Here is a 22,806-nt window from a genome sequence, read left to right as displayed (position 1 = left end):
CATCCTTCCATGCGGTATGCATGGAAGGATGACCCATTTAGTTAAATTTTATTCATTTTCTTAACTTGATGGCTATGGTCATACTAATTTCTTTTATTGAAATATCTGGTGTTACAACGATACAAATAGCTAAAATCCCAATAATAATACCTACCGGAATGAATAATAGTTTCATAAAATAGCTGCGTGATACTCCGCCCGTATGCTCATACACTTGCACCGAGTTTTTTAAGTTTAAAAAGTTAATCCCTATTATCCCGCACATAAATATCATTAATAAATCCGAAACACTTTCATATCCTGCATCTTGCAAAACGTAGCGATAAAAAACAATACCTAGTATGAAAATATTTTGTAAGATGAAAACTAATCTAATATGTTTTAACCCCTCAATCATTAAACGTTCATCTTTCACAATTTTCATCCGATCACTCCTTTTCCTCCCAAAACAAATCATTCAAAGTTTTATCTACTGCATAACAAATTTTCAAACATAAATCTAAAGACGGATTATATTTGCCCTTCTCAATTAAACTAATCGTTTGCCTTGTAACGCCTACTTTTTCTGCTAATTGTTGCTGTGTTAAATCTAACTGAACACGCGCGACTTTTATTTTACTTACAGCCATTCATGTTCCCCCTCCATCCATATTGTAACATATATATATTCCATTAAGTAATTTATATTTTGCGTGACTGATTATAGTTTCACTTTATTATACACAAAAAAGGGGCCTCTCATAAGAAGCCCCCTCTCCTATTTCTATATTATAAGAATAAATGACATCCAAATAAAATTGTAAATAAGTATAGTAATGGATGTACTTCCATCCCTTTCCCTTTCACAATTTTTAAGACTGGATACACTAAAAACCCAATTGCAATTCCATTCGCAATACTAGACGTTAACGGAATACCAACGAAAATTAAAAATGCTGGTAATGCATCTTCAAATTCATTCCAATTAATATCACGAATACTTTGTGCCATTAAACTACCTACAATAATTAATGAAGGAGCTGTAATAGCGGCTACACTTGATAAAGAAGCAATAACAGGGCTAAAGAATGCTGTTATAATCGTTAGGCCGACTACTACAATACCTGTTAATCCTGTTTTACCACCTGCAGCAATACCAGCTGACGATTCAATCGTCGCTGCTGTTGGGCTTGTCCCAAAGATAGAGCCTGTAGTACCGCCAATTGCATCCGCAATAAATGCTTTACCAAAACGTTTCTCTGTATTATCTGTAATTAAACCTGCTTGTTTAATTAAACCGAGTAATGCTCCTGTTGTATCAAATAACAGTACAAGTAAAAATGAAAATACAACGCCATATAATCCGTATTCAATTACATCTGAAAAGGCGTTGATTGGATTTGAAACGATAATCCCCTCTGGTAAATGAGGCATCGCAACAATTTTATCCGTAAACTTCAGCTGCCCTGTAAAGAAGGCGATAATTCCTGTCACAATCATACTAATAAATAATGCACCGCTCACACGCAATGTCATTAATACCGCCGCTAAAATCAAACCAATTAAAGTTAAAATAACGGCTGGAGAATGGAAATCACCAATCGTAACTAAATTAGATGGATGATCAACGATAATTCCAGATAGACGTAATCCAATAAAAGCAATAAATAACCCAATTCCACCTGCAATTGCATGTTTTAAACTGTCAGGAATTGCGACAATTAGCTTTTGCCTAAATGAAGTGAAAGATAATAAAAGAAAAATGATACCTGTTACAAATACTGCTGAAAACGCAATGACATATGTAATCCCCTCTGCCTGTTGAACAACAGAATAAGCAAAATACGCATTCATTCCCATAGCTGGAGCAATAACAATTGGATAGTTAGCTAAAAACGACATACATAACGTCCCTACAACAGTCGCAATAATAGTTGCCGTAAAAGCTTGATCAAATGGTACACCTGCATCAGATAATATTTTCGGATTGATGACAAGAATATACGCAAATGTAAAAAAAGTTGTGATGCCAGCTAAAAGCTCTTGCTTCACAGAAGTGTTATATTTTTGTAATTGAAACATGGTTATGTACCCTTCCTACATCTGAATTATTATCACATATTCTTTTCTTACTAGTATGTGAGAAAATATAATACTTAATCTTAACAATCAATAAAAAGAAGAGTCAATATATTCAATAATAGTTCGAATTTTAAGTTTAAGTCTGACAAGCACAGATGTAGTACAGTTAATAATGATTATTTTTGTAGCATAACAGATAGAAATGTTTTATAATTTGAAATAGTTAAATATTTAGTAAACGCATTCAAATATCGTTCACTCTACAAGGGGGATTCTTCTTATGCAGCACACAAACAAATCTGGAACTTTAAACCGAGGTTTAAAAGAAAGACATATTACTTTAATGTCACTCGGTTCAGCTATTGGCGTTGGACTATTTTTAGGATCTGCTTCTGCTATTAAACTAGCTGGTCCTTCTATTTTACTAGGCTATATGATTGCTGGACTCGTTATTTTTTTCATTATGCGAGCACTCGGAGAAATGGCAATTGAACAACCTGTTGCTGGCTCTTTTAGTAAATATGCATATGATTATCTTGGACCACTAGCTGGCTATATTACCGGTTGGAACTACTGGTTCTTATGGGTTGTTACTTGCATGGCTGAAATTACGGCTGCTGGCATTTACATGCAATACTGGTTCCCAGATATTCCGCGCTGGACTTGGGCTTTACTCGCTCTATTATTAATGAGTGCTTTCAACTTTTTATCTGTAAAAGTATTTGGAGAACTTGAATTTTGGTTTGCTCTCATTAAAATTGTCACAATTATCTGTATGATAGTAGTTGGGGCTGGTATTATTTTATTCGGATTCGGAAACGGTGGTATCGCTACTGGCATTTCAAACCTTTGGTCACATGGTGGCTGGTTTCCAAATGGATTTTCTGGGTTACTACTCTCCATGCAAATGGTATTATTCGCTTATTTAGGCGTTGAATTAATCGGTGTTACAGCTGGTGAAGCGCAAAACCCGAAAAAAACACTCGCAAAAGCAATCGATAACGTATTTTGGAGAATCTTACTGTTCTACGTTGGGGCTCTATTCGTTATGATGGCAATTTATCCATGGAACGAACTTGGTGAGAAAGGAAGTCCATTTGTATTAACATTCCAGCAAATCGGTATCGCAAAAGCAGCAGGAATTATTAACTTTGTCGTATTAACAGCAGCTCTTTCTTCTTGTAATGGTGGTTTATTTAGTACAGGCCGTATGCTGTATACATTAGCTCAACAGAAAAAAGCTCCGGAAAGATTCGGTCGTTTAAATAAAAATGGCATTCCAAGTCAAGGAATTGTAGCAACAGCAATCGTTTTACTCGTTGGTGTTATATTAAACTATCTTGTGCCCGCAAAAGTATTTACATGGCTCACTAGTATTTCAACTTTCGGGGCAATTTGGACTTGGGGTATTATATTAGTCGCTCAAATTAAGTTCCGTAAAAGTTTGCCGACGCAAAACAAACAAAAGTTATCGTATAAAATGCCTTTATACCCATTAAGTTCATATTTCTCACTTGCTTTCCTTGCACTCGTATTATGTATAATGGCGTATTCAGAAGATACACGGATTGCATTAATTGTTGGACCAATTTGGCTTATCGGTTTAGCTGTCGTGTATTACATGAAAGGTTTTCATAAAATTGATGAAACACCTAATTCAAAAATTAGTTAAGCAAAACATCCCTTCCTTATTACTTGGAAGGGATATTTTTATGCCTATATAAATATTTCTCAACAAATTTCACGGTATTTTTACAAATTTTTAATATTTTTTATGTTTTCCGTCTTTATTTTTACAGAAAAATAAATTACATTATTAAAGCACATATATTTATTATTAGGGGGATTCTTCTATGAAGAATAAAAAGTGGATTACATTTTCTTTAGCAACAGCAATTACACTAAGTATGGGAGCTTCGTTCATACCGTCTACTTATGCCGAAAGCTCTGTAGACCCAGCTCCTGAAATTGCTGCAAAAGTTGTAAATCAAAACAATGGGAAAAAAGTATTATTCGATAATACACACGGTCAAACTGCCGGGACTGCTGACTGGGTTATCGATGGTGGCTTTTCTGATTTCGGAAACGGCATTGCCCAAAACGGCTATCATGTAAAAGAACTACGTAAATCAACACCGCTTACATACGAAGATTTAAAAGACTACAATGTATTTATCGTTCCAGAAGCAAATATTCCTTACAAAAAATCTGAACAAGATGCTATGTTACAATACGTGAAAAATGGCGGTAGTATCTTCTTCATTGCCGATCATTATAATGCAGATCGTAATAAAAATCGTTGGGACTCTTCTGAAGTATTTAACGGATATAGACGCGGTGCTTGGGATAATCCAGCAAAAGGAATGTCTAACGAAGAAGCCAATTCACAAGCTATGCAAGGAGTAGAAAGCTCTGATTGGCTATCTGACAACTTCGGTATTCGCTTCCGCTATAATGCAATCGGTGATGTTTCCGCTAAAAATATTGTATCACCTGAACAATCATTCGGAATTACAGAAGGGGTTTCATCTGTAGCAATGCATGCTGGTTCTACTTTAGCAATTACAAATCCAAAACTAGCAAAAGGACTTGTTTATCTTCCAGAAAACCCAGCAAAATGGAATAACGCTGTTGATAGCGGTGTGTATAACGGCGGTTGTGTTGCAGAAGGTCCTTATGCTGCTATCGCAAAAGTAGGACTTGGAAAAGCTGCCTTTATTGGAGACTCTTCTCCTGTTGAAGATGCTACGCCAAAATACGTTCGTGAAGACTCTGGCCAAACAAAGAAAACTTACGATGGATATAAAGAAGAAAGCGATGCGATTTTACTAGAAAATATCGTAAATTGGCTATCGAATAAAGAAACATTTACAAGTTTAGACCAAGTAAATGGTTTACAACTTGATTTACCTACCACTTTACAAACATTTGAACAACCAAGCTTATCAACTGAGCCACAACCTGAACCTTGGAGTGCGCCAAATGCAGGTTATCAATGGTTTAATACAAATACTTTTAAACCTGGTTCATATGGCTATAACGGTGCAGTAACAGCAAATGACTACGTAGTTACACACCCTAGCACTCTACCAAACAATGAAGTGTTCCAAATCAAAATTCAAGTAAATAACTTATTACCAAACACAACATACAATAATTATTCTTTAGGTATCTTCACTACTGGCGGTACACAAGTAGCAAAAGTTCAAAATACAAACGGCACTTGGCTATCTACTTTCGGATATAGCAGTGCTTTTTCTTTCACAACAAACAGCTTAGGTTCTGCTGAAAAAATTGTGAACGTACAAATCGATCCAAATACGACTGGACAAGCAACACTTCGTCTACGTCAAAATACAACAGCGAAATATAGTGAGACTGTAATGATTAATAAGAAATGAGAAGAAGGCAATCCGGATATGGATTGCCTTCTTCTCATTTCTCTTCTTTTGAGAAAAACATTCTTGAAATAACGATGCCTATACTTCCTACGATTAAGAATAAAACCGCCCTAATCATCATTGAAACTTCTGGTAAGTCTAGAAGGAATAGCTTTCCTATCGTTACGACTAACACGACTAAGCCGGCATATAATATTTCATTCATATTTTTATTCCGGCCAAGCCAAACTGCAAATAATGCATACACCATCCATAATAACGATACAGATATGCTTATTATGCTTCCATCTGTGGACAAAACTTCACCGATTCTAGTAATTGTAATAAATACAATCACCATAAACCAATAGAGTGCTATAGAATACACATACTTGCCAAAGCTCGCTAATACATCTTTCGCTTGTCTCATGCAATAATAGAGCGTGCCAATTAAAATAAGATGAGCAACAAAGCCTGCCGAAATAAATTGATCAAACGGGCTAAAAATAGTCTGTATCATTCCAATTGCGTAAACCGTCGCACTAACATACAATTTTATCTGTTGTTTTACTTTAATAGAAGTCACCATACCGAGGAAGCCTTGTAATAATAGTACAATCGCTGCATTCACTAAACTATACTCATATAAAATCGCTAAACTAAAGGCCCCCATTGCGAAACCAAATAAAAGGTTTGTAAATGTAGAATGTCTATTCTTCCTATATTCAAACACGAACATAATAGCGTGCACGAGTGCACTTATCATTAATCCCCATGTTGTAAATTCATGTATTTTTGAAATGGCTAATATAAAGAAGACTGCATTCGCACTAAATATCGCCAAGCGTGGCTCTACTATAAAACTTCTCTCCGTAAACATATGCCAAAATAATAGTAAGTGAATTAAACCATAAACTACTGTTAACTGGACTTGCAAATCCTCTACTAACATTGACATAACAGCAAAGAAGACAAAAAGAACAATAGCTACAACAACATAAGAAATCATATATAAATACTGATAATGATTTTTCAACGCATACCATAATAAGCTGAGCGTTAGTATCGTCTCATATCCAAAGAAAATATACGGATTAGGAGTCGTACTATTTAATAAGAACGGCACGAAGAAAGCTCCTACCGCTACAAAGATAGTAAGATATTCCGATTGATACCTCTTCGCTATATAAATACCTAAAATGACCCATGCGATATTACATAGAAACGCGACACTCGCTGGAATAAATCCATATAAATAATGTGCCGCAAATGTCGTTAAAACTATACCCGTAATACTTCCTCCTGCTAATACTAACCCTAACGCTTGCCGCTCGCGTTTAATTTGAATATCCCCTATATAATAAAAACCGATTGATAGGACAATACCAAACACAATTCGTATTGCTGGTGTTAATAATCCCGCATCTACCCCTGCTTTAAATAACCAAATTACTCCAAGCAACATAATACCGACAAATATGCGCGGTAACCACGTTTGGCAAAACTTAATAATATTAAATGGTTCTCGTTTAAACGCAGCTATATCTACTTGTTTTACCCCACGTTCTTGCACAGGCTCTTTTATTGTAACTACTTCTTCTTTTTGTTTTTCCTCCATCACCGTTTCAATATATTCTTTCTTTTCCGTCCTAACATGTTGCTTAGCATTTTCTGCTTCTATTTCTCTTTGTTTGGCTTTCAATTCAAAAAGTGCTTCTTGAATCGTTTCAATTGCCGTTTCGAGTGCTTCTATTTTCTTATTCAAATCCTCCTTCATACGCTCCCCCCTTATCCGTTCAAAACCTATATATTACCAATTACCTTTATCATACTCTTAGTCTATTCATTTTCAATACTATTTTTCCAAAAAAGAAAGGTGTTTTCCGAAATCGGAAAACACCTTTTACTTATTTATTCTTATTTATAACAATACTCACGATAACACCAATACAAGCACCTATAATAGCTGGAACAATCCACCCAACACCTTCCATATAAAACGGAATGTATTTCAATACTGATGTCCACTGATTCATCATCACATTTTTATTGAAAATATCAACTGCACTAAACACCGCTACAATTCCAACAGTTACTGTATATACGTATGCATACTTCTCAATATACTTATGGAATAGCCCTAAAATAATAAGCGTTAATGCAACTGGATAAATAAATCCAAGAATCGGTACTGATACTTTTAAAATTTGTGTTAATCCTAAATTAGCTAAAATCATACTAACCAAACTTAACATAAATGCCCAAACTTTATAAGCTACTTTCGGAAATGCACTTGCGAAAAATTGACTACAAGATGTAACAAGTCCGATTGACACACATAAACACGCGATCGTAAAAATAAGACCTAATAAAACGACCCCGCCTTGCCCAAATAATGTAGTCATCACTTGCGCTAACACTTGCGCGCCATTATCAAATGTCCCCAATGAACCACTCATTGAACCGACATATCCAAGTATGACATAAATAATAGATAATAATAGTCCTGCACCAATTCCAGCAATACTCATATATTTCGCTAAACCTTTATCATCTTCAATACCTTTTGCACGAAGAGCATTTGCAATCACAATCCCAAAAATTAAAGCTGCTAATGCATCCATCGTTAAATATCCATCTAAAAACCCTTGGAACATAGGCGCTTGTCCATAATTTCCAGCAGCCTCTTTCACACTACCTACTGATGTAAACATGCTTTTTATAAAGATAAGAGCAATCATACCTAATAATAACGGTGTTAAAACTTTTCCGAACAACCCCATTAATTTAGACGGTGATAAACTTAACCAGTACACAATACTAAAGAAAATAACTGTGTAACATAATAAGACTACGCTACCCGCTTCCGGAAATAGCTGACCCGGTCCCATTTCAAAAGCTAGACTTCCTGCACGCGGAATACCAAGGCCTGGTCCAATAAATACATACACGATACACGGAAAAATAATGGCGAATGAAGAATGAACTCTACCCGCTAGCGTTTGAAAACTTCCTGCTTTTGCAATCGCAATAACTCCCAATATCGGAAGACCTGTTGCTGATATAATAAACCCTACTAATGAAATCCACACATGTTCTCCTGCTTCATACCCAAGAAAAGGTGGAAATATAAGATTCCCCGCTCCAAAGAACATCGAGAATAACATAAGACTAATAAGTAAAATTTCTTTTTTCTGTAACAATTTCATTTCTTTCTCCTTCTTTAATTTCATCTTTTATGAAATCAATTTCACATATAAAAAAGTGCAATAAACCGCTTCTTTACAAAGAAAACATAGTCCATAGTCTAACATAAAAGAAACACTCATTCTATAGCTATATCCCTTTTCCAATTTCTTCTGAAAAATCAACCTTTATTGACTTATAATAGTTAATAAAGTAAAATATTAAATGTACAAAATTATTAACTTTGTTTTTGTTTGTGTCAGGAGGAAAATAACATGGAATCAGCGATACAACTAGAAAGAGAACAACAAAGAAAAAAGAAACATCCTCCAGGTTTATACTTACTCTTCTTTACAGAAATGTGGGAAAGATTTAGTTACTATGGATTACGAGGATTATTAACATTATATTTAACGACAGCTTTAGTAAGCGGTGGTCTTGGGTTTAGTCCTGGATGGGCACTCTCTATTTACGGATTTTACACTGGAGCCTGTTATTTCACACCGATGATTGGTGGATACTTAACAGACCGTTTTCTAGGTAGACGAAAAGCGATCACAATTGGTGGTATAACAATGGCAATCGGTAACCTTACACTATTTGCCTTACAAAACCAAGTCGGCCTATACCTCGGATTAGCGCTTATTATTATCGGTAATGGATTCTTCAAACCGAACATCTCTACACTGGTTGGGGAATTATACGAAGAGAACGATCCAAAACGTGATAGTGCATTTACCATTTTCTATATGGGTATTAATGTCGGATCATTTTTAGCTCCACTCGTTTGCGGATTTTTATCAGAAAATTTATTCAAAACAACGGTTGATGGCGTTGTACATTACGGATTCCGTTACGGATTCTTAGCCGCTTCAATCGGAATGATCATTGGACAAATTTTATTTACAACACTATCCAATCGCTTCCTTGGTGATATCGGTAAAAAACCAACTCGCGATTTACAAACAACAGATGGACAACCATCAGTAGGAGATACACCTTTAACAAAAAAAGAAAAACAACGTACTGCAGTTATCGTCATTTTAACATGCTTCGTTGTCTTCTTCTGGGCTGGCTTTGAACAAGCTGGTAGTTCATTAACATTATATACAAACAAATTTGTAGACCGCTCTATGTTCGGATGGGAAGTTCCAACATCTTGGTTCCAATCGGTCAATCCATTATTTATTATTTTACTTGCTCCAGTTATTTCGGCATTATGGGCAAAACTTGCAACTCGCAAGCGTGGAGATTTAAAAATCCCAACTAAAATGGGACTTGGTATGATCTTGCTCGGTATCGGTTATATCATTCTCGTTATTGCTACATTAAAAACAGGTAGTGATGAACATAACATTACAGAAAAAGCAAACTTACTATTTATCGTCTTTACGTATCTTTTCCATACGTTAGGTGAGCTATTCTTATCACCTGTTGGACTATCAATGGTTAGTGCGCTTGCCCCAGTAAAACTTGCTTCTTTATTAATGGGAGTATGGTTAGCAAGCTCAGGAATCGCTAACATTTTAGGTGGACAACTCGCAAGCTTCACAACTTCACTTGGATATGCTGAAGTATTTACAGTAATTGGCGCTGTAGCAATTGTATTAGGCTGCGTTTTATTACTAATTTCTAAGAAGTTAGTGAAATGGATGGATTAAAAAAGATGAGGGGAAATCCCTCATCTTTTTTATGCATTCTTACCTTTTTCTATCGCTTGTTCGTACAGATTTTTATGTTCTTTATATTCACTTGGCACAAAATTCTTATAGAAGAATGCAAGCCAACTGTCTCCTTTTTTATATCCTTCTTCTCTAATTTCTGCTGCTTTTTTATTTGATTTAAATCCTTCAATAAACCATTTCTTTAACGATTCATTTTTTTCATATTTAGCAGGAACTTTCAAATCATAGTTTTCAAATGCATACTTATAGCCAGCCTTTTCTACTGCTTTTTTTGTAGATTTATAACCCTTTTCATAAGCTGTTTCATACGCCTTCACGTACACATCTTTCTCTCTATTTCCGGGGTTCTTTCCGGCTAATTCCTTACCTGCCTTTTCCCCTAGTTCAGCTTGCTCTTTTTCAATTTTTTCTGTTCTTTCTTTATTCCCTACTTGGAAACCTTCTGCAAAATTCGGCTTAAACTCTGGAGCAATTTGACTATCTTCCATCGTCTCTTGTGCTAAACCTTGCTCTTTTCCTTTTTCAAAATGCGTTTTCTTCTGCTCTTCTAAAGACCAAGATGCAGCATAAGCAGTTTTGAATGCTTCTTTATATGTATCTGATTTTCCAGCTAAATGTGATTCTGCATCATTTTTCCCTGCTTTAAAATCAATCTCTCCATTTTTTTGTCCCTCAAGCTGTCCTTTTTCCATATCAGCTTGACGTTGTGCTTCCTCTCGCTTACGTGCTTCTTCCGCTTTTCTTTGTTCTTCAGCTACACGTTGTCTCTCTGCCTCTGCTTTTCTTTGTTCCTCCGCTACACGTTGTCTCTCTTCTTCAGCTTTACGCTGCGCCTCTGCGGCACGTTGTTTTTCAGCCTCAGCATTGCGCTGTGCTTCTGCTTGTCTTTCAGCTTCTACAGCACCATTATTATTTTGACTAGGAGCTGGACTTGTTGCACCACTACTAGAAGCTGGCTTATTGTGATAATGATATTCCCCGTACTGCAATCCCCATTTTTCACAATTTGTACGACACGTATGTCCCCCATTAGCATCTGTACGTCCTGGATGCGCATAGGCTGAAATTGGAGCTACCAATAACGCTACACTTGTTGTTAAAAGAAGTTTCTTCACCTGTTGTTTCACTCTTGTTCCTCCCAAAATCTTGAATTCTAACTTTATTATACATAAATAGAAAAATACTTAAATACCAACTAAAATATTCTATTATTTCTCAACATTAGTAAAAAAGAAGGTCAACTCTTTAGAGAGTTGACCTTCTTTTTTATTTCTTCGCCTTCGTTCCTACTAAATCACCAGCAACAACATAACGTTTAGAATTATCTTTTACAGATACACATGTAATAAGTGTTATCTCATCTTTCCCATGATCTTCAACAACCTCCCATTTATCAGGAGTTACTTCAGATACACCAGTAACCGCATATTCATATTCGTTTTCATTATCATACAAATAAATTTTATCGCCTTTTTTTAGAGACGCTATATCACTAAATAAAACACCTTTTTTAGACATGTTATGTCCTGCTAATGCATAATTCCCTTTTCCCATTACTTGATTTTCTTTTACTGTTGCTGCACCTGATAATAGGTTTTTCTCAGTAGAAGACTTTAAAACAGGAAGTTCTAATGAAACACTCGGAATCGAAATACGACCAATTACTTGTTTCTTATCTAAAGATGCGTTCGCTACTTCTGCCAAGTCTGGTTGATTAATTTTCGAAGCATCTACAAATTCTGTCTCATGTTTTTCATAATCCATTTTTTGAACAGCCTGTACATTTTCAGTCTGTTTCTTTTCAGCTTGATATCCATCATAAAATGGTTTGCCGATTAATACACCACCTACAACAAATAGGAGGATTGCTACTATACTATAAATTCTTTGCTTATTCATATACAATTCCTTTCCGTTACAAAATCTTACTCTATTTAAAATGATAAGATAATATTGCTATATGTACAAGTGTAAGCTGAAAAGAAACCTTCTTGCTGATGCAAGAAGGTTTCTTTTTAAGCGATTTTATTTCGATATAAAGATACGTGGAAAATTGTCATTTGAATAAAGAAAATACTAAATGCAATATATATTGGATATGCAGGAACATATAGATTAGCAATTGGAGAAAGCGTTAAAAAACCAACCGCACAAGGCAACACGTACCATAGTGACATAAATGTAGTACGACAAGCCTTTTCTGTAATCGCCTTTTCCCGCTCGTCTTCTTGAGGAAATAACAGTGGAAACATCCAATATGATAGCTCTTTATATTTTTTCTTTTGAATTTTATAAAGAACAGTCGATACAATACCAAATATTAAAAGCAATCCTATTGGCATTAAACTCACCGAAACTTCAAATGGTACCCTCTTCGTTTGAATAAAATTAGCAACTTCGATAGTAAAATAATACAACTCAATAAATGCCCAACCTGCTAATACCATTAAAAGTACATTCAACATATAGGAAAATACAAGTCTATTCATCCTCTTCCCCCTCCTTATTTAAAACAAACACATCTTCCATCTTGAGCTCGAACACATCGCAAATCGTAAGCGCTAATAACAATGACGGAACATAATCCCCTTTTTCAATTGCCGCGATTGTTTGTCTCGTCACTCCAACCTTTTCTGCTAATACACTTTGCGAAAAATTAAACCGAGCTCTTAATTCCTTCACTCTATTTAAAATGGTCAAATTTACCACCTCTCACCACCATTGTATGCTATCCTTAACAAAATGTAAACTCAACTTAACATTATTTTTACAAAAAAATCCAACATTACATATTGTAAAGTTGGATTACGTGTTAGTTTAAAATTGTAACTTTAACGATTTTTCTTCCCCATTGACTAGAAGACCCTTTATCAGGCATTAACACATCAATTCTGTTACCTTTAATCGCTCCACCAGTATCTGCTGCAATTGCGACTCCATAACCTTCAACATTTACAGTTTTACCTAATGGAATAACATTTGGATCTACAGCAATTAATTTCATTCCTGGGTTTGCAGTTAGATTATAACCTTTACCACCTGGTCCCCATGCAGAGAATACTTGTTGACCTGGTGCATAACCATTTTCCCCTGGATCAGCTGTATAAGCTGTAGCTTCTACATAAATTTCTTTCCCACCAGCAGTTGGCTTAGGAGATGGTTCAGGTTGTGGAGGTTCTACCTTCGAATTATTATTAGTAACTGGTTCAGCTGGTTTACTAGCTTTTGCTTGCTTTTGCTTTTCAGCAATTTCCGCTTGCGCTTTCGCTAAAGCTTCTTGCTCAGCCTTTGCAGCTGCCTCCGCTTTTGCACGCTCTTCTGCTGCAATTCTTGCTGCTTCTTGCTCACGAGCAATCGTTTCTTGTACTGCCTTCATGTTTGATTCGATTTTAGCCTTTTCTTCTGCAGCTAAATTAAGTTGGCTTGCAACCTGATTATATTTAGCTTGAACTGTTTGTAAGTTAGCTTGACGCTTTTTCAAGTTATCTTGCAAATCAGCTTGTGCTTTTGCTAATTTTTGTTTGTCTACCACTAAAGATGCTTCTTTTTCGTCAATTGTTTTCTTGTCTGCTTCAATTTGACGAAGATCTTGTTCCTGTAGACGTAAAATTTCTTTATCAGCTTCTAAAATAGTAGAAACTGCGTTCATACGTTGTAAGAAATCTGCAAAGTTTTTTGACTCTACTACAACTTCTACTACTAAACTTGTATTTGAACTGTTTTGAACAGAAACCATACGTTTTCTCATAATATCTTTACGAGCAAGGACTTTATCCTCTAAAACGACAATTTCTTCCTTTTTTTGCTCAATCTGCTTATGTGTTTCATCAATTTTACGTTGAATAGCAGCTTGATCCTCTTTATTTTTTGCAATTGTATTATTTAAATTATGTAGTTCGTTTTCGATACCTTGAATTTCTTTACTAACAGCTTGCTTCTCTTGCTCTTTCTTTTGCATTTCTGCATCGTTTTGCTGCAATTGCTGTTGCATGTTGTTAAGTTTCTCGTCGTTTGACTCTGCTTTAACAGCGACTGTACTAGAAAGACTTATAATTCCTGCTAATACTAGACTACTGATTCGCTTAAAATAGTTCATAATCCGACTCCCTTCTTATACAGTTATACATGATTTATTTTACAGTTTGTTTACAATACCATTAAATACAGTTTATTTTTCATGACGAAAAAAAGGGAATTATGCATAAAATGTAATAGATTCTTAAATATTTAACAATTCCTATATTTAAAAATTATAAAAGATGCTAAAATCCAAATATAGAGAAAATATAACTTCTAAAGGCGGTTGAAATAAATATATGTTTACTCAAAAGAAATCACTCCAACATAAAATTGATCAATTAGAAAGTCGTATACAAGAACTAGAAGCAGAATTAAAACAAAAGGATATCGAACAACAAGAGACTATTTCTTCTATCCACGATCGTGTACAAAGCGTTGTTCAAGAGCATCAACTTGTAAATAACCAGCACAATACACTTCAAAATTTAGTTCAACAATTAAGCTCATGTTTCGAAAATGTTTCAACACGCACTACACATTCCAATGAATTAAATAATGAAATGTTACAAAAAGAACAAAGCTTAATTCAATCTATTGAAGAAATCATTGACTGCTCTAATGAAGGAAAAGAATCTGTTCACCGTTTACTTATTGTAATTAACAAATTAGGCGAACAATCTCAACGTACGTCTAATAGTATGAATCATTTAAGTGAACGCTCAAAAGAAATCGAGCAAATTGTAGAAGTCATTCAAAACATTGCAGCACAAACAAATTTACTTGCTTTAAATGCAAGCATTGAAGCTGCACGTGCTGGTGAACACGGTAAAGGATTCGCTGTCGTTGCCAATGAAGTAAGAAAATTAGCTGAAAGTACAGCTGAAAGTACAAAAAACATTGGCAACTTAACGAAAAAAATTCAAGAAGAAATTGAAAAAGCATACGATAATACAAAAGATAATTTGCATTTAGTCGATGAAGGTGTAGAAATGAGTGCCGATACAAACGCTAGAATTGAAAATATTTTAATTATGATTCAAACGTTACAAAACGGTGCTACTAATGTTATTAAAGCTATTGAAAACCAAAAGTCTTGTAATGATGATATATTACGAGAATTCGCTACTACACAACAAATGTTCCAAAAGTTAAATACTACTATTATGAATCACATTCATGATGCTGAGAAAGTCGATGTTCAATTAACGAAAAGTCTTGAAGAAACAGCAGTTTCTCATTAATAATAAAAATCCCTTATACTGCTATAAGGGATTTTTATTATATTTCGAATATTTATTTCTTCTCAATATTCATCCGTATCTTTGTTATAATGGACAAGTTGTTTCTTTCGACTATTAAACAAGGAGGTTATTATGGAACAATTTTACTACATTTTAAAATATTTAATTCTTGGTCTGTTCCAAGGACTAACAGAACCGATTCCGATTTCTTCAAGTGGTCACCTCGTTTTAGCACAGCATTTGCTAGGACTAAAAATCGAAGGGTTTAGCTTTGAACTACTTGTTAATTCAGCTTCATTATTAGCTGTATTACTTATTTATAGAAATGATTTAATTCGTCTAACAAAGAATGGTCTATCTTATATATTTACAAGAGCAGAAGATGCAAAATCAGATTTCTTCTTTATTATTTACCTTGTTATTGCGACCATTCCAGCAGGTGTTATTGGTGTTTTATTTAAAGATTACATCGATCAGTACTTAAAAGGTGTGAAAATGGTTGGGATTTCCCTTCTTATTACCGCTGTCGGACTTTGGATTATTAGAAACTTGCGTGGACGTAAAAATGATGGCGATCTTTCTATGAAAGACGCAATTATCGTCGGATTAGCACAAGCTTGCGCACTAATTCCTGGAATAAGCCGATCAGGTGCAACAATCGTAGCAGCGATGTTACTTGGTATGAAGCAAGAAACGGCTCTTCGTTTCTCATTCTTACTATATATCCCTGTTAGCTTAGGTGGTTTATTACTAAGTATTACAGACATTGCAAAAGATCCAAATCTAGATACACTATTCGTACCATATATCGTTGCATTTATCGCAACATTTATCATGACGTATATTTCATTAAAATGGTTTATGAACATTATGGCAAAAGGAAATTTAAAATATTTCTCTTTCTATTGCATTATCGTAGGTGTACTTACTCTTATTTTCTTATAAGGTAAAACTTACAAATCAAAAAGCGAGTCATTCTATTACACTAGAACGACTCGTTTTTTTATGCATATACTTTCTTTTCTTGACAATACAAACGAATAACATGTTTATTTTGTTGAAATACATCATGCGTTAGGCGGATAATAATAAAATTTCGTTTTATTTGATCATCATGAACAAAAATCTGTTCTCCCTCTTGAAAACGCCACGCACTTTCAAAAGTTGTAATATGATCCCCACTTACAGAAAAAAGCTCATATCGCATATTTTGTACCCTCTCTCAACTTATAATAATCATAATATCATTATATTAAATTTAGTATAACTTAATTCCGTTGAAATTTGTAATTTTTTCTATTTCGAAATATTTTAATTTTGTTTTACGCTTCTTTTAACGTTATAATGATAAACGAATTTTCATTGAAAGGAGCTTCATTTTGACTGCATATATATTTCCAATAAAAACAGCATTTATTTTATTTCCTATTTTAGCAATGTTCCTCTTAATACCTTTTTTAATATTTAACTACCGAAAGTACGGTTATTTAAATAAATGGCGTTCATTTATTTTGTACTCATTATTACTTTACTTATTAAATGCCTATTTTCTTGTGATTTTGCCGTTACCACAAACATATGATACTTGTAGCCTACAACCGGCTAATACACAACACATGCAACTATCACCATTTTATTTCATACAAGAAATTAGTAATCATACTTCGGCAATTTTAACGAAACCAGCTACTTATTTCTACCTATTAAAAGAATCTGCGTTTTTACAAGTAGCATTTAACGTTCTATTAACCGTTCCATTCGGTATTTACTTACGGTATTATTTCCGACGTAGTTTCTTACAAACAATTTGTATTTCTTTTTGTCTTTCACTCTTTTTCGAGCTGACACAAGTGACTGGACTATACGGTATATACAATTGTGCGTACCGCTTATTTGATATAGATGATCTGTTTTTAAATACATTAGGCGGCGTAATCGGCTTTATCATTGCACCAATTTTTACGTACTTCCTTCCGAAAGCAAGCGAATTAGATAGTCATATTGATTTGGAAACGAAACCAGTCGGATTCGTTCGTCGCTTTATCGCGATGCAAATTGATTGGATTTTCTTATCCATCGTTGTACCTGTCATTAAAAACAAAGGAAATTCTTTCTTTGTTTCTAATATTCAATCTTACACGAACATATACGAACTCATTTTCATAACGTGTTCGATCTTTATTTACTTTATTATCATTCCATACTTTACGAATGGAAAGACAATCGGTAAAGCATTGCTTCGTATTTACGTGAAAGGACAATCAGATCGTATTACGTTGAAGGAACTATTCATCCGTTATGGTATATTCTATTTCGTTTTAGGTGGAATCAATTATATTCTTTCTAGTAGCTCTATCTTAAATCTTAAAGAGCCTTTAGTATTAGTAGTTATATTATTATTCCAACTCGTAATTAACGGTCTATTTATTATTCATGTTTTATTACATGTATTTAGTCGTGATAAGTTACTATTTTACGAGCGAATTAGTCAAACAAGAAATGCGATTGTACTAAAAAAAGCTGACAAGTAATACTTTGTCAGCTTTTTTTCATAATCGTAAATAACTTTTCTGTGTAAGGATTTGAAAACATTTCTGCTTCATCTAATAATTTCCTCACCTTTAGAAACGAATGCAATTCTGGATATATATTTTGTAATTTTTCGTACGTTAACGTATGCATTTTTCCCCAATGCGGGCGTCCTTCATACTTTAGAAAAATTTTCTCCACCTCACCAAAATAAGCAGCATACTTCATACCTTTATACATATGAACAGCTATATACGCAGAATCTCTTCCATACGCTGGACTGAGCCATATATCATCCCTTTTCACATAACGGCATTCAATTGGGAAGTGCACTTTATACTTTTTCTTTTCAATAAGGTTTGAAATTTCTTCTACAACGGCCTGCATATAATTTGAAGGAACACTATACTCCATTTCATAAAATGGAACCGCACGCGATGTAGCAAATACTTCATAACTCGGACCAATTATTTTTGTATTCGGTACAGCTTTAGCTGATAATCGACTTACTCCTTTACTTATAGAAGGAAACCATTTACATCCTTTAGATAACAAAGAGAACATCTTATTTTCAAGTAACTCTACCTTTAGTTTATGCCATTTCAAATCACTTTTTTTCCCCGTTGTTTCGTTTGTAATTTTCACTTGCACTTCATCTGAATAAGGAAAAACAAAAAATTCAAAATGGCGATTCTTCTTATATTCTTCTAGCTTGTTCATTACAGTAGATAATGACTGTTTTTCACTTTTATAAACGAGTGAATAGGCTGGAATAACCTTCAGTTTTATTTTTACAATGATACCTAACATTCCAAGCGACAACTGAAAAGCTCTCCAATATTGTACATTCTCCGTTTCCGAACAAACTATACTCTCACCTGTAGATAAAACTGCGGTAATCTCTATAACTTGTGTTGATAAACTTCCAAAGGTAATACCCGTTCCGTGCGTCCCCGTACTAATTGCTCCTGCGATAGATTGCGAATCAATATCCCCTAAATTTTCTTGCGCATAACCTTTTTCCTCAAGTAACTTCCCTAGCTCATGTAACTTTGTTCCTGCCCATACTTCGGCAACCATTTCTTCCGTATCAATATTCACAATTCCCTTCAATTCATCTAAAGAAACTAAAATTTCTTCCGTTTGCACAAGAGGTGTAAACGAGTGTCCTGAACCGACAACACGAATTTTCTTCCCTTTCTTTCGTGCAAGCTCTACAACTTCTACTACATCTTGTATACTTTCTGGATACATCGTATAATGCGGTGTTCCTTCTACATTCCCTGTCCAATTTCTCCATTTTTGTCCCTTTATAGAAAGCATTGGCCATCCCCCCGATATGTTGAATACTTCCCAATAATCTCTCCTTCTTTCACACGATATAAAAACGGAAACCGCTCACATAACTCTCCAGCTTTACTATGGCGAAACAAGATACAATCTCCTATTTCTACTCGTTCCTCACCGTTATAGAAAATCGGTGTTTGCACTTCACCAGCACCTTCTAAAGCTAATAGTTTGGCACCATCTGGCCTCCAAATCTCAGGTTCTTTATCTTTTCCGATTGCTCCTGAGGCCATATATCCACCACCTAAACAAGTGTAAATTGTTGGTGCTGGTTTACGCACAACTGGTAAAGCAAATCCGACAGCTGGATGAAATTGCACCTCTTTATAATAATCAAACAGCTTCGGGGCATAAAAAGCCGAACCTATTGTAATCTCTGAAACTGAATGATCTTGCTCAGTTGTTTTTATACTTCCTGTGCCTCCCCCATTTACAAACCTTAGTTCAATACCTAGATTTTGTATTTCTTTTACGATATGTCCTCTTCTTTCTTTAACTTCTAACACTGATTTCTTCTTTAAATATGAAATCACTTTACTTTTCGCTCGTTGATTCGGTATGTGATCTCCTACCCCAGCAATTTGGGCTTCATATCCCATTACACCATCTAGTATTAAAAATGATGATTCTTTCAACCTTTTTACTATTTTCAAAGCACCTTGCACATCTTTTACCGGTGATCTTTTGACCCCAAAATGGAACTTAAAAAAAAGACTACTCATATCAATATCTAAGCAAACACGAAAACATCCTTTAGACTTCTCAGCAATTTTTTCTAAATAAACAATATGATCTTCACAATCCACCATACAAGTTATAATGAGCCCTTGCTTTGTTAGCAAACTTATTTCATGTAACGCTCTTTCATCATAAGCAGGATATCCGAGCAATAAATCATTGAATCCTTGTTCAATTAAAAATAAAGCTTCCCTAGGTGAAAAACACATAATACCTTGAAATCGTTCATTTGCAGCTAAAATCTTTTGCATAACCGGAACAGAACGTAACGATTTACTCGCTATACGAATCTTCTTATTGCCACTTAATTCTATAATCAATTGAATATTTCTATCTAAAGCTACTTCATCCAAAAATGCACACGGTAATGGAACTTCTTTAAAAATTCCTCGATCCACATTTTTTCTCTCCTCTTCTCTATATGTCTTATACATATTGGAAAGAAAGTTGGAATCTCCTCTACAAAATAAAAAAGTTTCTTCCTATTTAAGAAGAAACTTTTTTAGGACTACTTCATAGAAATAGTTGCTGCTACTGGATAATGATCAGAATAATCATCATACGTATATTTTTTGAGCCATGATGTAACAGTCCACTGTGGAGATTTCGGTTGTAACACTTTATTCTCTACAAATGACGGGTTCGCATGGTCTTTACTTGCAATAATATAATCTAAATACTCGGCAGGGCTATCAGGGAAATTATATTTTGCAATACTGTTTGTCGTCGCATCCCAAGTTGCTGTATGTCCCGTATAAGATGGAATAGAAGCGTGCAATGTTTTGAACATTGATGCGTATTCTGAGTCACTATTGTTCTCAGCATTTATTTTATTCACATTCATATCACCACCAAATAGGACGTACTCGTCATTTGGTATATTTTTATTTTTAATAAAATCTTGAATTTCTTTTAACTGGTTTGTACGTACAGATGCAGGTGAAGTTTTTCCGCACATACTATCTTCTGCCTGCAAATGCGTCCCAATTACATGAACGAAACGATCATTTTTCTTAATCTTCGCGTATACAAATCCTTTATTCGATAAATTATCCGGCCCGCATCCATTTGCAAATACATATTGAACCTTTTCAACGATCGGCCATTTGCTCACGATTGCAACGCCTCCATCTTCAGGCGTTGAAGATGAATAACTACCTAACGTTTTATCCCATTCATTTCCGTTACTACGACCTAATACAGCTGTTTGATTTGGGTATTCTTTCTTCAAATTTCCTAAAAGGCGATCTGAAGCACTATTATCAAACACTTCATTTAATATAACAACGTCTTGATTTTTAATATAATCTGCCGCCCCAATTAAATCAGCACGCTGACTTTGTCCCCAATTCGGATATAAGTTAGTTGATAGCATGTACACGTTATGCGTCATCACTTTCAAAATGTTGTTTTGATCTGTAGACGTATCTGCTTGAGCTGAAGATCCTCCGTATAAAACTCCTAAACCAATCCCAAGGCTAAGTACACCTTTTAGCAATTTACCTTTCACGTTCCATCCCTCCATGTGTATAGTAATAAAAAGGTCAAATACTCTATTGTGAGATTTGACCTTTTTTAAATACTTAACGATCTCCGTACGTATCAAACCAAAGCTGAATGTATCCAGCAGTAACACGTTGTGCATCCATTAATCGCTTACCTGTCATTGGCGTAACTTCAGCGCGCCATTTATCTGCATATTCTTGTGACACAGCTGCTTTTACGAACCAATCTTTCGTATTATCATTTACAATTCCAGAGTAATCTTGTTTCGCTACTACTGCCGCTCCATGAATCCACTCTTCTGGATTTGTACCTTTCCAGTTCCAATATCCATTTCCATCCGTCACTTTATAATTATCTTTTATCGTATCTACAAAGTTTTCATATTTAGAATGGAATCCTTGTGGATACGAAAGATTTGTAAAGTTTGCTGCATGCATCGGTTGGTTTACATCTCCTAAATAATGAAGAGATAATCCTAAATAGAAGAATGCTTGTTTCATATCTTTATTTTTATATGATTCACCAGCTAATTTAAAATATTTAGCGCCAGTTTCTTTTGCCTGCTTTTCAAATGGAATATATGTTTTTCCATTGTCTGGATCATAGAAATGTGAAGCAAATGTGCTATTATCATAATAAGGATTTTCATAGTCAGCAGCATAAATACCGTTCTCTAACTCCGTACGCCATTCATTTAATTGTGCAACTCGATCTTGTTTTACAAGTGTTGTATTGCGAGACATAATATCAATCGCACGGTTTACAATCCATAAATGAGAATTTACGCCTTCTTTATGTTTATCTTCAGCAGACCAGCGGTGAACTATTTTTATTTTACTTCCCCCATCGTTTTCATGAGCAAATGCAACGCTTTGTAAAGGAGCTACTACTGTAATAGCTGCTGCTAAAGCAAATACTTTCTTTTTCATCTGAAATCCTCCATTTTATAATCGAATTATTGTAAACTTTTTGTTAGGATCCTATGATGTCGTCCGGTTAACCTATGACTAGAATATCCCACCTTTCACGAAATTTCTATCACTAAATTAAAATATTCAGATTTTCATATCATTATAACTTTATACACAGTGAATATAATGAATGAATACATTT

19 protein-coding genes and 2 pseudogenes are annotated in these 22,806 nt (G+C 34.7%); 6 read left to right on the top strand and 15 right to left on the bottom strand.

Annotated features, from left to right (window positions below):
• Positions 1–76: 76 nt before the first annotated feature.
• The 3 genes and pseudogenes from PDQ33_RS12770 to PDQ33_RS12760 all read right to left on the bottom strand — a co-directional run.
• A pseudogene (locus PDQ33_RS12770) lies at positions 77–424 on the bottom strand (hypothetical protein); the annotation flags it as partial.
• A 4-nt stretch (positions 425–428) separates the two neighbouring features.
• The gene (locus PDQ33_RS12765; RefSeq protein ID WP_000301182.1) at positions 429–629 is read right to left on the bottom strand and encodes a helix-turn-helix transcriptional regulator; all 201 of its coding nucleotides are present in this window, start codon (positions 627–629) and stop codon (positions 429–431) included.
• Positions 630–768: 139 nt separating this feature from the next.
• Entirely contained in the window at positions 769–2,061 is a 1,293-nt protein-coding gene (locus tag PDQ33_RS12760; protein ID WP_000487212.1) for an NCS2 family permease, read from the bottom strand.
• A 280-nt stretch (positions 2,062–2,341) separates the two neighbouring features.
• On the opposite strand from PDQ33_RS12760, the gene PDQ33_RS12755 reads away from it, so the two are divergent.
• Positions 2,342–3,733 carry an amino acid permease gene (locus tag PDQ33_RS12755; protein WP_001164906.1) on the top strand — a complete coding sequence of 464 codons (1,392 nt, stop codon included), beginning with the start codon at positions 2,342–2,344 and terminating at the stop codon, positions 3,731–3,733.
• A gap of 181 nt (positions 3,734–3,914) precedes the next feature.
• Positions 3,915–5,462 carry a DNA-binding protein gene (locus PDQ33_RS12750; RefSeq protein ID WP_270755823.1) on the top strand — a complete coding sequence of 516 codons (1,548 nt, stop codon included), beginning with the start codon at positions 3,915–3,917 and terminating at the stop codon, positions 5,460–5,462.
• Between the two features lie 34 nt (positions 5,463–5,496).
• Here the strand turns inward: PDQ33_RS12750 and PDQ33_RS12745 are convergent, their stop codons facing one another.
• Both PDQ33_RS12745 and brnQ1 read right to left on the bottom strand, forming a co-directional pair.
• Positions 5,497–7,218, bottom strand: a complete 1,722-nt coding sequence (locus PDQ33_RS12745) for a DUF2339 domain-containing protein (protein WP_270755824.1) — start codon at positions 7,216–7,218, stop codon at positions 5,497–5,499.
• Between the two features lie 130 nt (positions 7,219–7,348).
• Positions 7,349–8,650 (bottom strand): branched-chain amino acid transport system II carrier protein BrnQ1, encoded by a 1,302-nt coding sequence (brnQ1, locus tag PDQ33_RS12740; RefSeq protein WP_000771682.1) that lies wholly within the window; start codon positions 8,648–8,650, stop codon positions 7,349–7,351.
• A 252-nt stretch (positions 8,651–8,902) separates the two neighbouring features.
• On the opposite strand from brnQ1, the gene PDQ33_RS12735 reads away from it, so the two are divergent.
• Entirely contained in the window at positions 8,903–10,288 is a 1,386-nt protein-coding gene (locus PDQ33_RS12735) for a peptide MFS transporter (protein ID WP_270755825.1), read from the top strand.
• Positions 10,289–10,317: 29 nt separating this feature from the next.
• On the opposite strand, the gene PDQ33_RS12730 is transcribed toward PDQ33_RS12735, so the two are convergent.
• The 5 genes from PDQ33_RS12730 to PDQ33_RS12710 all read right to left on the bottom strand — a co-directional run bounded on the left by PDQ33_RS12730 (position 10,318) and on the right by PDQ33_RS12710 (position 14,408).
• Entirely contained in the window at positions 10,318–11,439 is a 1,122-nt protein-coding gene (locus tag PDQ33_RS12730) for a YHYH domain-containing protein (protein ID WP_000813416.1), read from the bottom strand.
• Positions 11,440–11,578: 139 nt separating this feature from the next.
• A complete protein-coding gene (locus tag PDQ33_RS12725; RefSeq protein ID WP_001041721.1) occupies positions 11,579–12,211 on the bottom strand; it encodes a class A sortase in 633 nt (210 codons plus the stop codon).
• 116 nt (positions 12,212–12,327) lie between these two features.
• Positions 12,328–12,801 (bottom strand): hypothetical protein, encoded by a 474-nt coding sequence (locus PDQ33_RS12720; protein ID WP_001081111.1) that lies wholly within the window; start codon positions 12,799–12,801, stop codon positions 12,328–12,330.
• A complete protein-coding gene (locus PDQ33_RS12715; RefSeq protein ID WP_000154009.1) occupies positions 12,794–13,012 on the bottom strand; it encodes a helix-turn-helix transcriptional regulator in 219 nt (72 codons plus the stop codon). Before PDQ33_RS12715 ends, PDQ33_RS12720 begins: the two co-directional genes overlap by 8 nt.
• Before the next feature lie 112 nt (positions 13,013–13,124).
• Positions 13,125–14,408 carry a 3D domain-containing protein gene (locus tag PDQ33_RS12710; protein ID WP_001105825.1) on the bottom strand — a complete coding sequence of 428 codons (1,284 nt, stop codon included), beginning with the start codon at positions 14,406–14,408 and terminating at the stop codon, positions 13,125–13,127.
• A gap of 631 nt (positions 14,409–15,039) precedes the next feature.
• Here PDQ33_RS12710 and PDQ33_RS29175 point away from each other — a divergent pair.
• Together PDQ33_RS29175 and PDQ33_RS12700 are read left to right on the top strand one after the other, a co-directional pair.
• A pseudogene (locus tag PDQ33_RS29175) lies at positions 15,040–15,573 on the top strand (methyl-accepting chemotaxis protein); the annotation flags it as partial.
• Between the two features lie 132 nt (positions 15,574–15,705).
• Entirely contained in the window at positions 15,706–16,518 is an 813-nt protein-coding gene (locus PDQ33_RS12700; RefSeq protein WP_000434782.1) for an undecaprenyl-diphosphate phosphatase, read from the top strand.
• Between the two features lie 58 nt (positions 16,519–16,576).
• Here PDQ33_RS12700 and PDQ33_RS12695 read toward each other — a convergent pair whose 3' ends face one another.
• Positions 16,577–16,780, bottom strand: coding sequence for a hypothetical protein (locus PDQ33_RS12695; protein ID WP_001268330.1), 204 nt, complete (start codon positions 16,778–16,780; stop codon positions 16,577–16,579).
• A gap of 172 nt (positions 16,781–16,952) precedes the next feature.
• Here PDQ33_RS12695 and PDQ33_RS12690 point away from each other — a divergent pair, with 172 nt between their 5' ends.
• Positions 16,953–18,104 carry a VanZ family protein gene (locus tag PDQ33_RS12690; protein WP_000127970.1) on the top strand — a complete coding sequence of 384 codons (1,152 nt, stop codon included), beginning with the start codon at positions 16,953–16,955 and terminating at the stop codon, positions 18,102–18,104.
• 7 nt (positions 18,105–18,111) lie between these two features.
• Here PDQ33_RS12690 and PDQ33_RS12685 read toward each other — a convergent pair whose 3' ends face one another.
• From PDQ33_RS12685 to cerA, 4 genes are all read right to left on the bottom strand, one after another.
• Positions 18,112–19,425: a D-arabinono-1,4-lactone oxidase gene (locus PDQ33_RS12685; RefSeq protein ID WP_076872097.1), complete on the bottom strand. Its 1,314-nt coding sequence runs from the start codon at positions 19,423–19,425 to the stop codon at positions 18,112–18,114.
• Positions 19,413–20,585, bottom strand: coding sequence for an amino acid deaminase/aldolase (locus PDQ33_RS12680; protein ID WP_000373739.1), 1,173 nt, complete (start codon positions 20,583–20,585; stop codon positions 19,413–19,415). Before PDQ33_RS12680 ends, PDQ33_RS12685 begins: the two co-directional genes overlap by 13 nt.
• Positions 20,586–20,695: 110 nt before the next feature.
• Positions 20,696–21,712, bottom strand: a complete 1,017-nt coding sequence (gene sph / locus PDQ33_RS12675) for a sphingomyelinase C (protein ID WP_002027006.1) — start codon at positions 21,710–21,712, stop codon at positions 20,696–20,698.
• A gap of 58 nt (positions 21,713–21,770) precedes the next feature.
• The gene (gene cerA, locus PDQ33_RS12670; RefSeq protein WP_270755826.1) at positions 21,771–22,622 is read right to left on the bottom strand and encodes a phospholipase CerA; all 852 of its coding nucleotides are present in this window, start codon (positions 22,620–22,622) and stop codon (positions 21,771–21,773) included.
• Between the last annotated feature and the right edge of the window lie 184 nt (positions 22,623–22,806).

Origin of the sequence: Bacillus cereus group sp. Bc031, from assembly GCF_027716265.1 — a bacterium.
GTDB lineage: Bacteria > Bacillota > Bacilli > Bacillales > Bacillaceae_G > Bacillus_A > Bacillus_A paranthracis.
The sequence above is the reverse complement of the archived record's forward strand: the minus strand, read 5'-3'. Positions and strand labels throughout refer to the sequence as shown.